Origin of the sequence: Aquimarina macrocephali, from assembly GCF_051627225.1 — a bacterium.
GTDB classification, from domain to species: Bacteria; Bacteroidota; Bacteroidia; order Flavobacteriales; family Flavobacteriaceae; genus Aquimarina; species Aquimarina macrocephali.
The window spans coordinates 5,403,457-5,416,269 of record NZ_CP151795.1 but is presented as its reverse complement, the minus strand read 5'-3'; the positions used below and the strand labels follow the sequence as shown (position 1 = coordinate 5,416,269).

15 protein-coding genes are annotated in these 12,813 nt (G+C 31.6%); 6 read left to right on the top strand and 9 right to left on the bottom strand.

Going from position 1 to position 12,813, the window contains the following annotated elements; genetic code table 11:
• Window positions 1–5 precede the first annotated feature (5 nt).
• The 3 genes from AAFU52_RS24105 (at window position 6) to rocD (ending at window position 2,300) form a co-directional block, all read left to right on the top strand.
• Window positions 6–563, top strand: a complete 558-nt coding sequence (locus AAFU52_RS24105; RefSeq protein WP_438423959.1) for an RNA polymerase sigma factor — start codon at window positions 6–8, stop codon at window positions 561–563.
• On the top strand, window positions 553–939 hold the full coding sequence (locus AAFU52_RS24100; RefSeq protein WP_024772592.1) for a DUF6768 family protein: 387 nt from the start codon (window positions 553–555) through the stop codon (window positions 937–939). Before AAFU52_RS24105 ends, AAFU52_RS24100 begins: the two co-directional genes overlap by 11 nt.
• A 116-nt stretch (window positions 940–1,055) precedes the next feature.
• A complete protein-coding gene (gene rocD / locus AAFU52_RS24095) occupies window positions 1,056–2,300 on the top strand; it encodes an ornithine--oxo-acid transaminase (RefSeq protein WP_024772593.1) in 1,245 nt (414 codons plus the stop codon).
• Window positions 2,301–2,376: 76 nt separating this feature from the next.
• Here rocD and AAFU52_RS24090 read toward each other — a convergent pair whose 3' ends face one another.
• The 4 genes from AAFU52_RS24090 to AAFU52_RS24075 all read right to left on the bottom strand — a co-directional run bounded on the left by AAFU52_RS24090 (window position 2,377) and on the right by AAFU52_RS24075 (window position 3,624).
• A complete protein-coding gene (locus AAFU52_RS24090) occupies window positions 2,377–2,685 on the bottom strand; it encodes a CCC motif membrane protein (RefSeq protein ID WP_024772594.1) in 309 nt (102 codons plus the stop codon).
• Between the two features lie 8 nt (window positions 2,686–2,693).
• On the bottom strand, window positions 2,694–2,984 hold the full coding sequence (locus AAFU52_RS24085; RefSeq protein ID WP_438423956.1) for a DUF2752 domain-containing protein: 291 nt from the start codon (window positions 2,982–2,984) through the stop codon (window positions 2,694–2,696).
• Window positions 2,985–3,069: 85 nt separating this feature from the next.
• Window positions 3,070–3,393: a CCC motif membrane protein gene (locus AAFU52_RS24080; protein ID WP_024772596.1), complete on the bottom strand. Its 324-nt coding sequence runs from the start codon at window positions 3,391–3,393 to the stop codon at window positions 3,070–3,072.
• 12 nt (window positions 3,394–3,405) lie between these two features.
• Complete coding sequence (locus AAFU52_RS24075; RefSeq protein WP_369871921.1) at window positions 3,406–3,624, bottom strand: DUF2752 domain-containing protein; 219 nt, start codon at window positions 3,622–3,624, stop codon at window positions 3,406–3,408.
• Window positions 3,625–3,906: 282 nt separating this feature from the next.
• Here AAFU52_RS24075 and AAFU52_RS24070 point away from each other — a divergent pair, with 282 nt between their 5' ends.
• Window positions 3,907–4,119, top strand: a complete 213-nt coding sequence (locus tag AAFU52_RS24070) for a hypothetical protein (RefSeq protein ID WP_438423954.1) — start codon at window positions 3,907–3,909, stop codon at window positions 4,117–4,119.
• Window positions 4,120–4,121: 2 nt separating this feature from the next.
• Window positions 4,122–4,670, top strand: coding sequence for a DNA mismatch repair protein MutS (locus AAFU52_RS24065; protein WP_438423952.1), 549 nt, complete (start codon window positions 4,122–4,124; stop codon window positions 4,668–4,670).
• Here the strand turns inward: AAFU52_RS24065 and AAFU52_RS24060 are convergent, their stop codons facing one another.
• Entirely contained in the window at window positions 4,671–5,201 is a 531-nt protein-coding gene (locus tag AAFU52_RS24060; RefSeq protein WP_152538669.1) for a hypothetical protein, read from the bottom strand.
• A 16-nt stretch (window positions 5,202–5,217) separates the two neighbouring features.
• Window positions 5,218–6,123, bottom strand: a complete 906-nt coding sequence (locus AAFU52_RS24055) for a hypothetical protein (protein ID WP_438423950.1) — start codon at window positions 6,121–6,123, stop codon at window positions 5,218–5,220.
• A gap of 178 nt (window positions 6,124–6,301) precedes the next feature.
• Here AAFU52_RS24055 and AAFU52_RS24050 point away from each other — a divergent pair, with 178 nt between their 5' ends.
• Window positions 6,302–7,450 carry a cysteine desulfurase family protein gene (locus tag AAFU52_RS24050; RefSeq protein ID WP_438423948.1) on the top strand — a complete coding sequence of 383 codons (1,149 nt, stop codon included), beginning with the start codon at window positions 6,302–6,304 and terminating at the stop codon, window positions 7,448–7,450.
• 7 nt (window positions 7,451–7,457) lie between these two features.
• On the opposite strand, the gene AAFU52_RS24045 is transcribed toward AAFU52_RS24050, so the two are convergent.
• From AAFU52_RS24045 to AAFU52_RS24035, 3 genes are all read right to left on the bottom strand, one after another.
• A complete protein-coding gene (locus AAFU52_RS24045; RefSeq protein WP_438423945.1) occupies window positions 7,458–9,926 on the bottom strand; it encodes a TonB-dependent receptor in 2,469 nt (822 codons plus the stop codon).
• A 13-nt stretch (window positions 9,927–9,939) separates the two neighbouring features.
• Entirely contained in the window at window positions 9,940–11,628 is a 1,689-nt protein-coding gene (locus AAFU52_RS24040) for a M23 family metallopeptidase (protein WP_024772604.1), read from the bottom strand.
• Window positions 11,629–11,693: 65 nt separating this feature from the next.
• On the bottom strand, window positions 11,694–12,740 hold the full coding sequence (locus tag AAFU52_RS24035; RefSeq protein WP_438423943.1) for a beta-1,6-galactofuranosyltransferase: 1,047 nt from the start codon (window positions 12,738–12,740) through the stop codon (window positions 11,694–11,696).
• Window positions 12,741–12,813 lie beyond the last annotated feature (73 nt).

The following is a 12,813-nucleotide window of genomic DNA, read 5'->3' as shown; positions in this document are numbered from 1 at the left end:
CCAATATGACAAACACCAATAAAACAATTGACTCTTTGTTGGTATTACAATGCCAATCAGGAAGTAAGAAAGCAGTAACTCTTCTTGTTAAAAGATGGCATAGAAAACTATGTAAACAGGCGTATTGGTACACTCGAGATATGGAAATTTCAAAAGATATTGCTCAAGATAGCTGGAGTACTATTTTTTTTAAAATCAATAGTCTAAAAGATTCTAATAGTTTTGGGAGTTGGGCGTTAACTATTGTGACCAGAAATGCAATTAATTGGTTACGGAAACATAAAAAGGAAGTAGAACATTTACAAGCATATAAGGATTGTAATACAAATCGTATTGAGGATGATGTTCAAAATAACCAAAATACAATGGTGTTATTAAAGAGCTCTATTAAAAAATTACCTTATAATCAACAATTAGTACTTAACCTTTTTTACATAGAGGAGTATAGCATTAAACAAATAAGTGATATTATAAACGTTTCGACCGGTACTGTTAAATCACGTTTGTTTACAGCTAGAGAAAAACTGAAATTAATTTTAAAAAATAGAAATTATGGAAAATAAAATGAAAGATATCGATCAATTGATTAAAGAAACATTGAGCCAGGAAGAAGCAAAATTTTATGATGATCTAGATGAACAAAATCTTTTCGAAATGTTAGGAGGGCTTTTTAACACTAAACACAGATGGATTATTGTATTGATGAATATAGCAACTGTAATAGCTTTTGGTTTTTTTATCTATTGTATTATTCAATTTTTGAATACTGATAATACTAACGAACTTATAAAATGGTTTGCAGGAGGAGCGATCTGTATAATGATTATAGGAATGACCAAATTATTTGCCTGGATGCAAATGGATAAAAATGCAGTATTAAGAGAAATTAAAAGGCTAGAACTACAAGTATCTTCTATAGCTGGAAAAATATCACAATAAGATTTTAGAAAGAAGCTTATATTTAGTAATTTGCAACCAACTTCAGTAGGATGATTTCTCTCCCGAACTTTATGTCAAAGTAGGAATTGTAAAGTTTTATTTTTAATACGTGAATAATGGCAATCTTAGAGAAAAAGTCATCACAGCATTTAATTGAATTAGAAGACAAGTACGGAGCTCATAACTATCATCCACTACCGGTTGTTTTAAACAAAGGGGAAGGTGTATATGTTTGGGATGTAGAAGGAAAAAAGTATTATGATTTTTTAAGTGCATATTCTGCAGTGAATCAAGGACATTGTCATCCTAAAATAGTAGGAGCAATGGTTAATCAAGCACAAACATTAACGCTAACCTCACGAGCCTTTTATAATGATAAATTAGGTGAATATGAGAAGTTTGCGACTGAGTTTTTTGGTTTTGATAAAATATTACCAATGAATACCGGTGCTGAAGCTGTAGAAACAGCATTGAAACTTTGTAGAAAATGGGCATATGAGAAGAAAGGTATACCAGAAAATGAAGCACAGATTATTGTGTGTGAAAATAATTTTCATGGAAGAACAACAACAATCATATCATTTTCGAATGATGAAGTAGCCAGAAAAAACTTTGGGCCATATACTGCAGGATTTATAAAAATTGAATATGATAACTTATCTGCTTTAGAACAAGCTTTAGAAAGTAATGCTAATGTTGCAGGATTTTTGGTAGAGCCTATACAAGGAGAAGCTGGTGTGTATGTTCCTTCTGAAGGATTTTTGGCCAAAGCCAAAGCACTTTGCGAAAAACATAATGTACTATTTCTTGCAGATGAAGTTCAAACAGGGATCGCGCGTACAGGAAAATTATTAGCGGTAGACCATGAAAATGTTAAACCAGATATTTTGATTCTAGGAAAAGCATTAAGTGGAGGAGCATATCCTGTATCAGGAGTTTTGGCTAATGACACAATAATGAGTGTTATAAGACCAGGAAATCACGGTAGTACTTTTGGAGGTAACCCAGTAGCAGCAGCGGTAGCTATAGCTGCTTTAGAAGTGGTAAGAGATGAAAAATTAGCTGAAAATGCAGAAGAGTTAGGTCAGTTATTTAGATCAGAATTAAGTAAATATATTGAGGAGTCTAAAATAGCGAATTTAGTTCGTGGTAAAGGACTGTTAAATGCGATTGTAATCAACGATTCTGAGGATAGTGATACTGCCTGGAATATCTGTGTAGCACTTAAGGAAAATGGTCTTTTGGCTAAACCAACCCATGGTAATATTATTCGTTTTGCACCACCTCTGGTAATGGATAAAGAACAATTACTGGATTGTGTAAATATTATTATCAAGACCTTAAAAGAGTTTGAAAAATAGTGAAATACTATTCAAAATCTATATGAATAAAAAAAGGAGGCTATCATGCCTCCTTTTTTTATTTTATGTGAAAAAATTATTGATTTAGTATTTCAGACCAAGGCATTAGAGCGCCCATAAATATAATATACCCAATAATGATTAATAGGTACAAAGAACTTAATATAGTACCAATTATAGCACAAATTCTACCTGCATTTAGATTTTCATAACCTATGTATAATTCGGGGTTTGCTAGATATTGTTCTTTAGCTTTCTTAGCTAATACTAATGCAATGATACCAAATACCAATCCAAGAAATCCATAACAAAAACAGGTTACTATTGATGCGATTCCGAATATTAATACCAATGTAGCATTTGGTAATTGTTGTTTGTTTTCCATATAATGTATTAGAATTTTATAATATAATTTGTAATGATAAGTATACTATTTAAGATATAAAAATATTGAAGGGTTTTAGCTCCTTTTTTAAATTTTAGAAAAAGATGGGCAATTAAATATCCAAACATTAATAGTAATGGTATAAGTGCAGGATACATTAGAAATGACTCTATTAAATTACCATTAATAAGTAATAAAAAACTTCGTTGAAAACCACAACCAAAACAATCAATACCAATTAGTTTTTTAGTAGGGCATTGTAATAGATTAGATTCAATATAATTAATAAACTGTTCCAAATTATAGTAGCAATAAATTTACCCTAAATAAAAGCTGTTCGAAATATAATTCCGAACAGCTTTTAAAAATTAAATTATTTACAGATTATCCTCCGTACTGTTCCATCATTCCTCTTTGCATCTCTAGGATACCATCATATCCTACTGTTGCAAATATGAAGATAACATAGACTAAATAGATAATACTTAATATTAGACCTACAATTGCTAGTATCTTACCTGTTTTAACATTTTGATATCCAGTATATAATTCTGGGTTTTCATTGTATAATGCAGTAGCTTTTTTTGCAAGTACTATAGCTACAATAGCCAGAATGATTCCTAGTACACCATAACAACAGCATCCTAAGATTGATAGAATACCAAAAACCAAGATTAGGGTAGAATTAGGTAATGTTTGTTTTTCCATAATTTAGATTGATTAGTTAAAAATAATTTTCATTTTGATTACATAACTTATAATGATAGTAAGTATGGCAGTGGCCATAAGACTCATTCTTATAAGTCTGTCATATTTAAATTTGATAAAAAAGTTGAATCCCAAAAATATAAGTAATAATAAAAGAGGATAAATCGCAGGATACATATAAAATGCTGCAACAAAATCTCCTTTAAATAAGAGAGAAATAGATCTTTGCATTCCACAGCCTAAACAATCAACGCCAAAAATTTTTTTGTTTAAACAAGGTAACATATAGGTCTCCAAAAGCGAAAATCTTTATAATTATTAATTGCAATATACATAATTAAGTTATTTAAAATATTTGGAGGTTCAAAAATCTATTATTTAATACTTTTGTAGCTGTAAAGAAAATGTCTTGAAGTTATTATTAGAAAAGAAATCAATTCTTATATATTAGATCGATATATTATTAATGATTAGGGATAATACTATCAGGTTAATAAAAAAAGGTTTAGGTAAATGAATTATAGCAGGGTCAAAAAAATCATAAGTATACTTTTGGTAATTATAGGAGCTATTGCAATGATAAGTGAAATTTCTTCGGTAACTAAAAACTATTATATCCAGAGTGTTGGAGTGATTTTTTTAATGTTAGGAGTATTTCTGATTAACACTAAAGTGAAATCGAAGACGAAAATTGATTCTGATCCATACTTTGAAGAAGAAGAATAATTATGATTAAAATAGGGGATACTGTATCTGTTTTGGATGAACCAATTACAGGTAAAGTTATAGCAGTTACTGCAGATGAAGTAACAATTGAAACAGAAGATGGGTTTGATATGACATTTTTTATTCGCGAAGTGGTAAAAATTGAATCCAGAGAGCTTATTATACCTTCTTATGAAGAGATAAATAAAAACTTAAAGGATAAGGAGGTTTTTAAAAAGAAACCCAAAAGACCTATCGTTAAACCAAAAGAACGAGATGTACCACCAATGGAAGTTGATTTACATATTAATAAATTAGTAAAATCGACAAAGAGAATGACAAATCATGATATGATAACTTTGCAATTGGATACGGCAAAAAGGCAATTGGATTTTGCAATTAGCAAACGTATTCCCAATGTGATTTTTATTCATGGGGTAGGGCAGGGAATTTTAAAAGAAGAACTCAAATACCTATTTGGGAGGTATGATAATATAAGAATATCTGAAGGTGATTATAAAAAATATGGGCTAGGGGCGATGGAGGTGTATATTGTTCAGAATCCAAAATAGTTATTTCAAAACAGTAATCTCGTCTTCACCTAGTTCTAATAACTCTTGTCGTATTGAAATCCCAGCTCCTTCAAGAGTGATATCGGTAAGAGTTATTGTTCTTGTATAGACGATTTCTGTGGCAGTGTCACTCTTTACAACATATTTTATTACAGCATTTCCATTAGAGCTTTTTAGCTCTTGAGTGATTGTAATGCCACTAGGAGGAACGCTACTACAAAAATATGCCGAGCCATCGATTTGAGCATTAAACTGTCTATACACTAAAGTATTTGTAGTGTTATTAAGCTCTATGGTTTGAGTAAGGCCCTCTGGAGCTGTATTTAATTCAAAAGTAGTACTTGTAAAACTAAGAGAAAGAGATTGATTAATTTGAGAATCAATTTTGAAAAAAACAAAAGTACTTTCATTTTGATTAGAACAATTCTCTAACGGAGCCGTGAAATTACTGATGTCATTTTCAATAACATCTCCTTCACTACAACTAACCAATACTGCAATAAAAATTATATAGTAAAAAAAATTATTCATAATAATGTGATATGAGCTACTCTTTTTTGGTTGTCTTAGGGATAGTAACATCTCTAAAACCAAATGAAAAATTCTTGTCTTCAAAATTTTGATTGTTACCATCAAAAACAAGACCGTTTATTGATACAGTGGTCCTAAATGTGGTTTTTATAGTATTATCAAGAACAGGATCTACTGCAACTGCTACATTGGTTGATGCTGCATCCAGATAAAATAGCTTTCCAGAAACGGCATCTCTATCATCTCTTGGGTTTCCATTCTCGTCGGCATCTTCATTACGGGTTAAGATTCCATCATTATCATCATCTTGTTCGAGATAATCAGGTACACCATCTTCATCTGTATCCCGTGGATTATCATCATCAGGAATATCATTTGGTAACTCAACACTAGTTAGAATGTTATCATTGTCGTCATCCTGATCTTTATAATTTGGAATTCCATCTCCATCAGTATCATCATCCTCAAGGTTGCCATTACCATTAAGATCTTCTTGTTCTGCCGGAATCCCGTCATCGTCATCTTCTGTAATGATTTCGGTTAAGATTTCAGATGTTCCTGTAACACCATTAAGTTCTTCAACAATTATAATTTCACTAGAGGGTACATTAGAACAAAAATAATCTACAGTTACGGGTACATTGAAATTTCTATATATTAAGTTATTAGAACCTTCGCTTAGTTTGATAGAAATAGGTGTGAGTGTTGCAATAGTATCAGAAAAAGTATCGTTGATAAAGTTATAAGAAATAGCCTCGTTTATAGTTTTACTAATCTTGAAAAAAACAAATTCATTTGCTTTTGCACCTTTGCAAAGTTGTAAATCAACATCATCAAACTCAAAACTGGTGATCACTATGTCACCATCATCACAAGAGGTAATAGATAATAATAAAAAGAGAAATGAAAACAACTTTTTCATGTCAGAATGAGTATTTTTTTTGACAAAAGTAAAGGAATTGAAAGATTATAACGTGTCTACTTGAAAATAATTTTATTTAGATTAGTTTTGTAGTCGGAAAATTGGGAATATTGTAAGAATTAAAGTTTTTACAAAAAATAAATAAATATCTATTTCAACAACTTAATTACTTTGTTTTATGCAAAAAGTTTATTTTGATAGTGCGGCTACCACAGAGGTAAGACCAGAGGTTATTGCTAAAATGGTTTCTGTATTGAAAGAAGATTATGGAAATCCTTCATCAATACATGGTTATGGTCGATCTGCTAAGAATCATATAGAACAAACTCGTAAAAATATAGCTGGTTATTTAGGAGTAAAAGCCTCAGAAATTATATTTACTTCTGGAGGTACAGAAGCTGATAATTTGGCAATAAATAGTGCAGTTAGAGATTTAGGGGTTACCCATATTATTACTTCTAAAATAGAACATCATGCTGTATTACATACGGTACAGGAAATAGAATCTCGTACAAATATAACGGTAAGTTATGTTGCTATAAATGCAGATGGCTCTATTGATTATAAACACTTAGAATCACTTCTTAGTGATTCTACAGAAAAGACATTGGTGAGTTTAATGCACATAAATAATGAAGTTGGAACTATATTAGATATTGAGCGTGTTGGAAACTTGTGTAATGAACATAAAGCACTTTTTCATAGTGATATGGTTCAATCAATAGGTCATTATGATGTAAGCTTAAGTAATTTACATGTTGATTTTACGGCAGTAAGTGCTCATAAATTTCATGGACCAAAAGGAGTTGGTTTTGCATATATTCGTAAAAACTCAGGTTTAAAACCGTTAATTTTTGGAGGAGAACAGGAACGAGGATATCGGGCAGGAACAGAAAGTGTGCATAATATAGCAGGCATGGATGAAGCGTTGCGATTATCATATGAAAATTTGGAAGAAGAAAAGAATTACATTATAAATCTAAAGCAATACTTTATTGATACTCTTAAAAGTAACATTGAAGGAGTAAAGTTTAATGCTAGTTGTTGTGATTTTAAAAAAAGTACGTATACATTAATTAGCACATGTTTACCTGTTTCTGAAGAAAAAGCTGGCATATTGTTATTCCATCTGGATATTAATGGAATTGCCTGTTCAAAAGGGAGTGCTTGCCAAAGTGGAAGCGGTAAAGGGTCTCATGTGTTAACCGAAATTCTTTCTGATGAGGATATACAAAAACCATCAATACGTTTCTCTCTTTCAAAATTTAATACTAAAGAAGAAATAGATTATACAGTAGATGTATTAAAGAAATTTATAGAAGAATAATCTATTCTTAAAATTTCATTCCTAGTCGAACATTAAAAACCCGTGGCGTTAAATAGTTGGGGATAGCAAATTGACGTTGACTTGCTGCGTCTCTAACAAAAGTATTGGTGATTGTATTTTGATTATCAAAGATATTGTAGATTTCAAAACCAAGGTTTAGTTCTCTAAACATATTAAGAAAATGACCTTCTCTTAATCTTTTGTTTTGATCAACCACGACATATGATATTCCTAAATCGGCTCTTCGATAATCTCGTAGTCTGGTCTGAAAATTATATGGATCTGCATAACTGGGAGAACCTCCTGGAACTCCTGTTTGATAGACCATATTTAAATACATCTTTAAACTCGGGATTGAAGGGACATAATCCTGAAATAATACTCCAATTTTTAGTCGTTGATCAGTTGGTCGAGAGATGTACCCACGCTTATCAATATTTTCTTCAGTTTTTAGATACCCAAAACTAACCCAACTCTCTGTACCAGGAACAAATTCTCCATTAAGTCTTAAGTCTATCCCTTGCGCATATGCTTCTGCATTATTTCTAGCACGATATCGTATTCTAACATTTTCAATAGTATACGGGTTTACATCGGTTAGTTTTTTATAATACAGCTCTGTGGTTAATTTAAATGGTCTTTTCCACATAGAAAAGCTGTAGTCATTGCCTAGTACGATATGTATAGATTGCTGTGCTTTAACATCTGGTCTTACAACTCCTAATGAATCTCGCAATTCTCTGTAAAAGGGAGGTTGATGATATAGTCCTCCAGAAACTCTAAAGATCATATCAGATTTCCAGTCAGGTTTAATAGCAACCTGAGCCCTTGGACTGAATACAATTTGCGAATCAGAACCTTCAACTGTGTTTCCATAGATATTCCAGTTATGTGCTCTGACACCTACGTTTGCCCAAATTTCATTTTCTTTTATATTAGAGCGAATGCTATATTGTACATACCCAGAAATACGGTCAATCTTAGTGTCATTTGTAGCTCTTACACTGGTAAAAGGAACAATAGGACTTGCAAAAGGAGTGTAAGGTTGATCATTTACAAAATCCAATACAGGAGGTCTGATAGAAAAACCAGCAGAATCAATGATTTCATATTCTTGTAAACGATCTCTAATATCTTCTGAAGTAAATTTAACACCCCAATCAAACTGATGTTGATCTGCAATATATGTTCCTTTGTGTTCGAGATTAAATATTAATGCATCCAGATCATTTCTTGCATGCGTTAATTGAGAACCTATTCCTTCGCTAAATTCTACTTCTCCTAAATTCTCACTGCCGATGTCGGTATTTACAGTTCCTAGTGCATAAGCTGCAAAAATATCGTAATGTTCTTGTTCTTGGGTGTGATATCCCGAGGCAATTAATTTTAGGGTTAGATTATCATTAGCTCTGTAGGTTCCCTTAAGTGCTCCAAAATAGGTTTCGTATTTGTCTTTTTCTTGTCCATCATAACGAACAGTTAGTGCTTGCACTGTTTGTAATGTTCCAAAATTCACTTGTTCTGTTAGTGGCTCATAATCATAGGTGTTAAGTGCTAAATTACTTAAAAACCCTAATTCAAATTTACTAGAGAAGTTATAAGAAAGATAAGTTTGTACATCGGCAAATCTCGGTTGAAAATTAGTTTCTGTATTCTTAGCATCTACTAGTAAACTGTTATCTCTATATCGTACACCAACAATAGCGGCTAGTTTTTTGTTCTTAGAAATCCCTTCTGCAGAAACACTACCTCCTAGAAGACTTAGATCTGCTGTTGCTCCTAATCTTGTTGGTCTTTTGTAAGTAATATCTAGAACTGAAGAGAGTTTGTCTCCGTATTTAGCTTGAAATCCTCCTGCAGAAAAATCTACATTTCGAACCATATCTGTATTTACAAAACTTAAGCCTTCCTGTTGTCCGGATCGTACTAAAAAAGGGCGATAAACTTCAATCTCATTTACATAGACCAAATTTTCATCATAATTTCCTCCACGAACAGAGTATTGTGTGCTTAATTCATTATTAGAACTTACCCCAGGTAAACTTTTAAGAAGCCCTTCTACACCAGCATTAGCAGAAGGAGTTGTTCTAATGGTTTCGGGATCTAATGTTGTAATTCCTTCTACTATTTTACGTTCTCTACCCGATATAATAACTTCAGCTATCTGTTCAATATCTGTTTTTAGAACTGGGTTGAGTTCATATTCTTGATTTTCTTCGAGATTAATAACAAACTGTACATTTTTTAAACTAATGTGAGATATGTTTATTGTGATTTCTTGATTAGCAGGAATACTAAGCTGATATACGCCATTTTTATCAGATTGAGTACCAGAATTGTTATAGGAGATGTTAGCTCCCTGGATGGGTACGTTATTTTCATTAAGAACTACACCTTTTAGCGTTGCAGTCTGAGCCGAAGAAGAGATACTGAATATAATCAGTAAAATCAAAAGAGGAAAAAAATTAGGTTTCAAGAAGTAAGAGTATTTAAGGTTTTCTAAAAAATGTGGTTTCGAATGTTGCTCGATTACCTACTTTATCTAACACAACAAGTTTAAAATTATTTTCTGAGTCCACATGATTTTTATCATTAAAGTCATAGATTAACATTCCGGTCTTATAATCATATTCTAATAAAATGAATTTTCCATTTATAGTTCCTCGATAGCTTTTTATTCCAGATTCAGAGTCATTAATTTTCAGTTTTAAATGTGTGGCCTTTGATATCCATTTTTTGCTAGAAACATTAATGGGTATTATCGTAGGTTTCAGATTATCGGTAAATAAGGAGTATGTGCCAAAAGAACGCGTTCGGGTAGAGAATCGATTACCCTTTTTTGCTGTTCTAGAGTAGGATGGTGTTTTAGAACCATTTATACGCCCTATATATAGTTTTTTCTTATCTTCTTCATTATATCTGGATACATCAAAAACCAGTGTCATGTTTTTATGTAATGGAGTCTTGTTATTGTGGATTTTGATTTTTTCTCCACTAACAGATATATCCAAATAAGTATTTTCATATAATGCTCCTTTAGGAATAAAAAGATCAAAAAAGCCTGAGCTGTATGTATAATTTTCAGTTGCCTTAGCGTATTCTGATGTTTTAGGAATATCTGTTTTTGTGATCGTTTCGACATATTTTCCTTGTACAGGAATATTAATTGTAGTTGTATTGTTTTTAAAATCTTTGATATGGATAGTGTAGTTATAAGAAAGGCTATCTTGAATATTAACAATGCCATTATTTGTTTTCTTTTTGAAAACGGTTAACGGGTTGTTTTTTTCAACAAAGAGTTTCGTTATCCTACTTCTGTATTCTTTAAAATAGGAGTAATCAATAATTCTGTTCGCATACCGTGTTTCTGCAAAAGAAAAACGATTCATTTCTATTTTTAGATTTTCCAGACCATTAATTTGGGTGGTTATTTCATATACGCCATTATTGTTTTCGGCTAAATCTTGTTTATCTATAGTAGATACACCAAAACCAATTTTTCCATATGCATTCAGGCTCTCTGCTTTATAACTACCATCTTCTAGAGATGTAAGTTTTAATCTAACTGGTTTTTGCGAACCATTAATTTGTGCGTTTTTGTCTAAACTATATGCCCAAAGACTATTTATGATTGGTTTTCTGGTATCTTTTACTTCCATACCAAAATTCATTGGGTTCATTGGTCTGGATCTTGAATCTCTAATTTCAAAATGAAGGTGAGGGCCAGAACTTCCGCCTGTATTACCACTATATGCTATAATATCACCTTGCTTTACTAATAACGAACTTGATTTTGGAAAAAGCTCTATTTCATAAGATTCTTTTGCGTATTGTCTTTTTTTCACAAAAGCTTCAATTTCTGGAGAGAATTTTTTTAAATGGGCGTATACACTTGTGTATCCATTAGGATGTGCAATGTATAAAGCCTTACCATAACCGCCATGCGAAATTTTTATTCTAGTTATTCTACCAGATGCAGTAGCGTATACATTTAATCCTTCTTGGCCATTAGTTTTCATATCTAATCCAGAATGAAAATGATTCGATCTTAGCTCGCCAAATGTCCCAGAAACTACAGTGGGAATATCAAGAGGATGAATAAAATAGTCTTTAGGAAGGTCCTTTTGCCCATAGCAAAAAGAAAATCCAAGTAAAATAAAAACTATAATCTTTCTCATAAAAGGGGGTATCTATGTGTGTGTTTATGAAATGTGTTTATAAAACTACTTATTTTTTTGGTAGGTTATGCTATTTTCAATGCATGATTAATGGCATCATTTAAATATCCGCCAGAAATAATTTTTGTTCTAACCAGATCAACATTGGTTTTCATTTTTTTATATTCATCTAAAGATAAACTTTCAAGTTTGTCACTTAATTCGTCTAAATTAGAAACTGTAAAACCAATATTGTTATCTATTATAAAAGTACTAATGGCTGCTTTATCCCATACAATTACAGGTAATCCACATAAAATGTATAATGAAGTTTTATGAGGGTTGTTGTATTTTAAATACTGTCCATATTGTCCACTACATTCTTCTGTAGAAATACCATCCCATACTAATCCAAAAGATCCTTTGATATGATAAGCCACCACATCAGAAGGAAATGCTCCTTCATAGGAAAGTATTGATTTTTCTTTTTCGGTTTTTAGTTTTTGATAATCAAATCCCATACCATACAGGTTCATTCCGAAATTTTTTCTTTCGAGTTGATCAAGATCGTAGATGTATGAATTTTTACCGTCTCCAAATCCCCCGGCATATACTATTTCGTGAAGTTTTTCTCCTGTGACATTGTTGTTTTGATCTGGCAATCCTTTGTTTAATATATAGTCAAATATGCCAAGTACAATTATTGGAACTTTAACATCCTGTTCCAAGAACCAATCTTTCATCGAATCATTGTGCACAATAATGGCATTTGAAGAAGTTATCTTTTTTAATTCCTTATCTGCATCACTAGTTCTACCTTTTAAAAAACGAACATCATGAACTATGGTAATGATTTTACATCTTTTTATTTTTGCAACAAACAAGACATAATTTCTAAACTTATTTAGTGGATATTGTGTACACAGTGTTGATTTATATGGTAACCGTATTAAAGCAAAGGTGATACCGAAAAAGTTTTTTAGAGCTCCAATAGCAGAGTTAGGGATTGAAGATTGTTTGAAACCTAGGTTTTTAAACCCCATTTCGGTTAAAATAGACTCGCAATCAGTTTTTGCTTTACCTGCTGCATTAAAAAGAGATTTGTAATTTCTGGAGATGAAATATCCTTTCATATAAATGTATAAATTTAGCGGAGGAAAGATACATACATTTTATTTTTTATACCCTATTTTAAGAAGATTATCA

Coding starts and splice junctions, on each gene's coding strand:
- AAFU52_RS24075 (WP_369871921.1), bottom strand. CDS start 3,624: ATGCAAAGATCTATTTCTCTCTTATTTAAAGGAGATTTTGTTGCAGCA.
- AAFU52_RS24050 (WP_438423948.1), top strand. CDS start 6,302: ATGCAAAAAGTTTATTTTGATAGTGCGGCTACCACAGAGGTAAGACCA.
- AAFU52_RS24065 (WP_438423952.1), top strand. CDS start 4,122: ATGATTAAAATAGGGGATACTGTATCTGTTTTGGATGAACCAATTACA.
- AAFU52_RS24070 (WP_438423954.1), top strand. CDS start 3,907: ATGAATTATAGCAGGGTCAAAAAAATCATAAGTATACTTTTGGTAATT.
- AAFU52_RS24105 (WP_438423959.1), top strand. CDS start 6: ATGACAAACACCAATAAAACAATTGACTCTTTGTTGGTATTACAATGC.
- rocD (WP_024772593.1), top strand. CDS start 1,056: ATGGCAATCTTAGAGAAAAAGTCATCACAGCATTTAATTGAATTAGAA.
- AAFU52_RS24060 (WP_152538669.1), bottom strand. CDS start 5,201: ATGAATAATTTTTTTTACTATATAATTTTTATTGCAGTATTGGTTAGT.
- AAFU52_RS24040 (WP_024772604.1), bottom strand. CDS start 11,628: ATGAGAAAGATTATAGTTTTTATTTTACTTGGATTTTCTTTTTGCTAT.
- AAFU52_RS24090 (WP_024772594.1), bottom strand. CDS start 2,685: ATGGAAAACAAACAACAATTACCAAATGCTACATTGGTATTAATATTC.
- AAFU52_RS24035 (WP_438423943.1), bottom strand. CDS start 12,740: ATGAAAGGATATTTCATCTCCAGAAATTACAAATCTCTTTTTAATGCA.
- AAFU52_RS24055 (WP_438423950.1), bottom strand. CDS start 6,123: ATGAAAAAGTTGTTTTCATTTCTCTTTTTATTATTATCTATTACCTCT.
- AAFU52_RS24100 (WP_024772592.1), top strand. CDS start 553: ATGGAAAATAAAATGAAAGATATCGATCAATTGATTAAAGAAACATTG.
- AAFU52_RS24080 (WP_024772596.1), bottom strand. CDS start 3,393: ATGGAAAAACAAACATTACCTAATTCTACCCTAATCTTGGTTTTTGGT.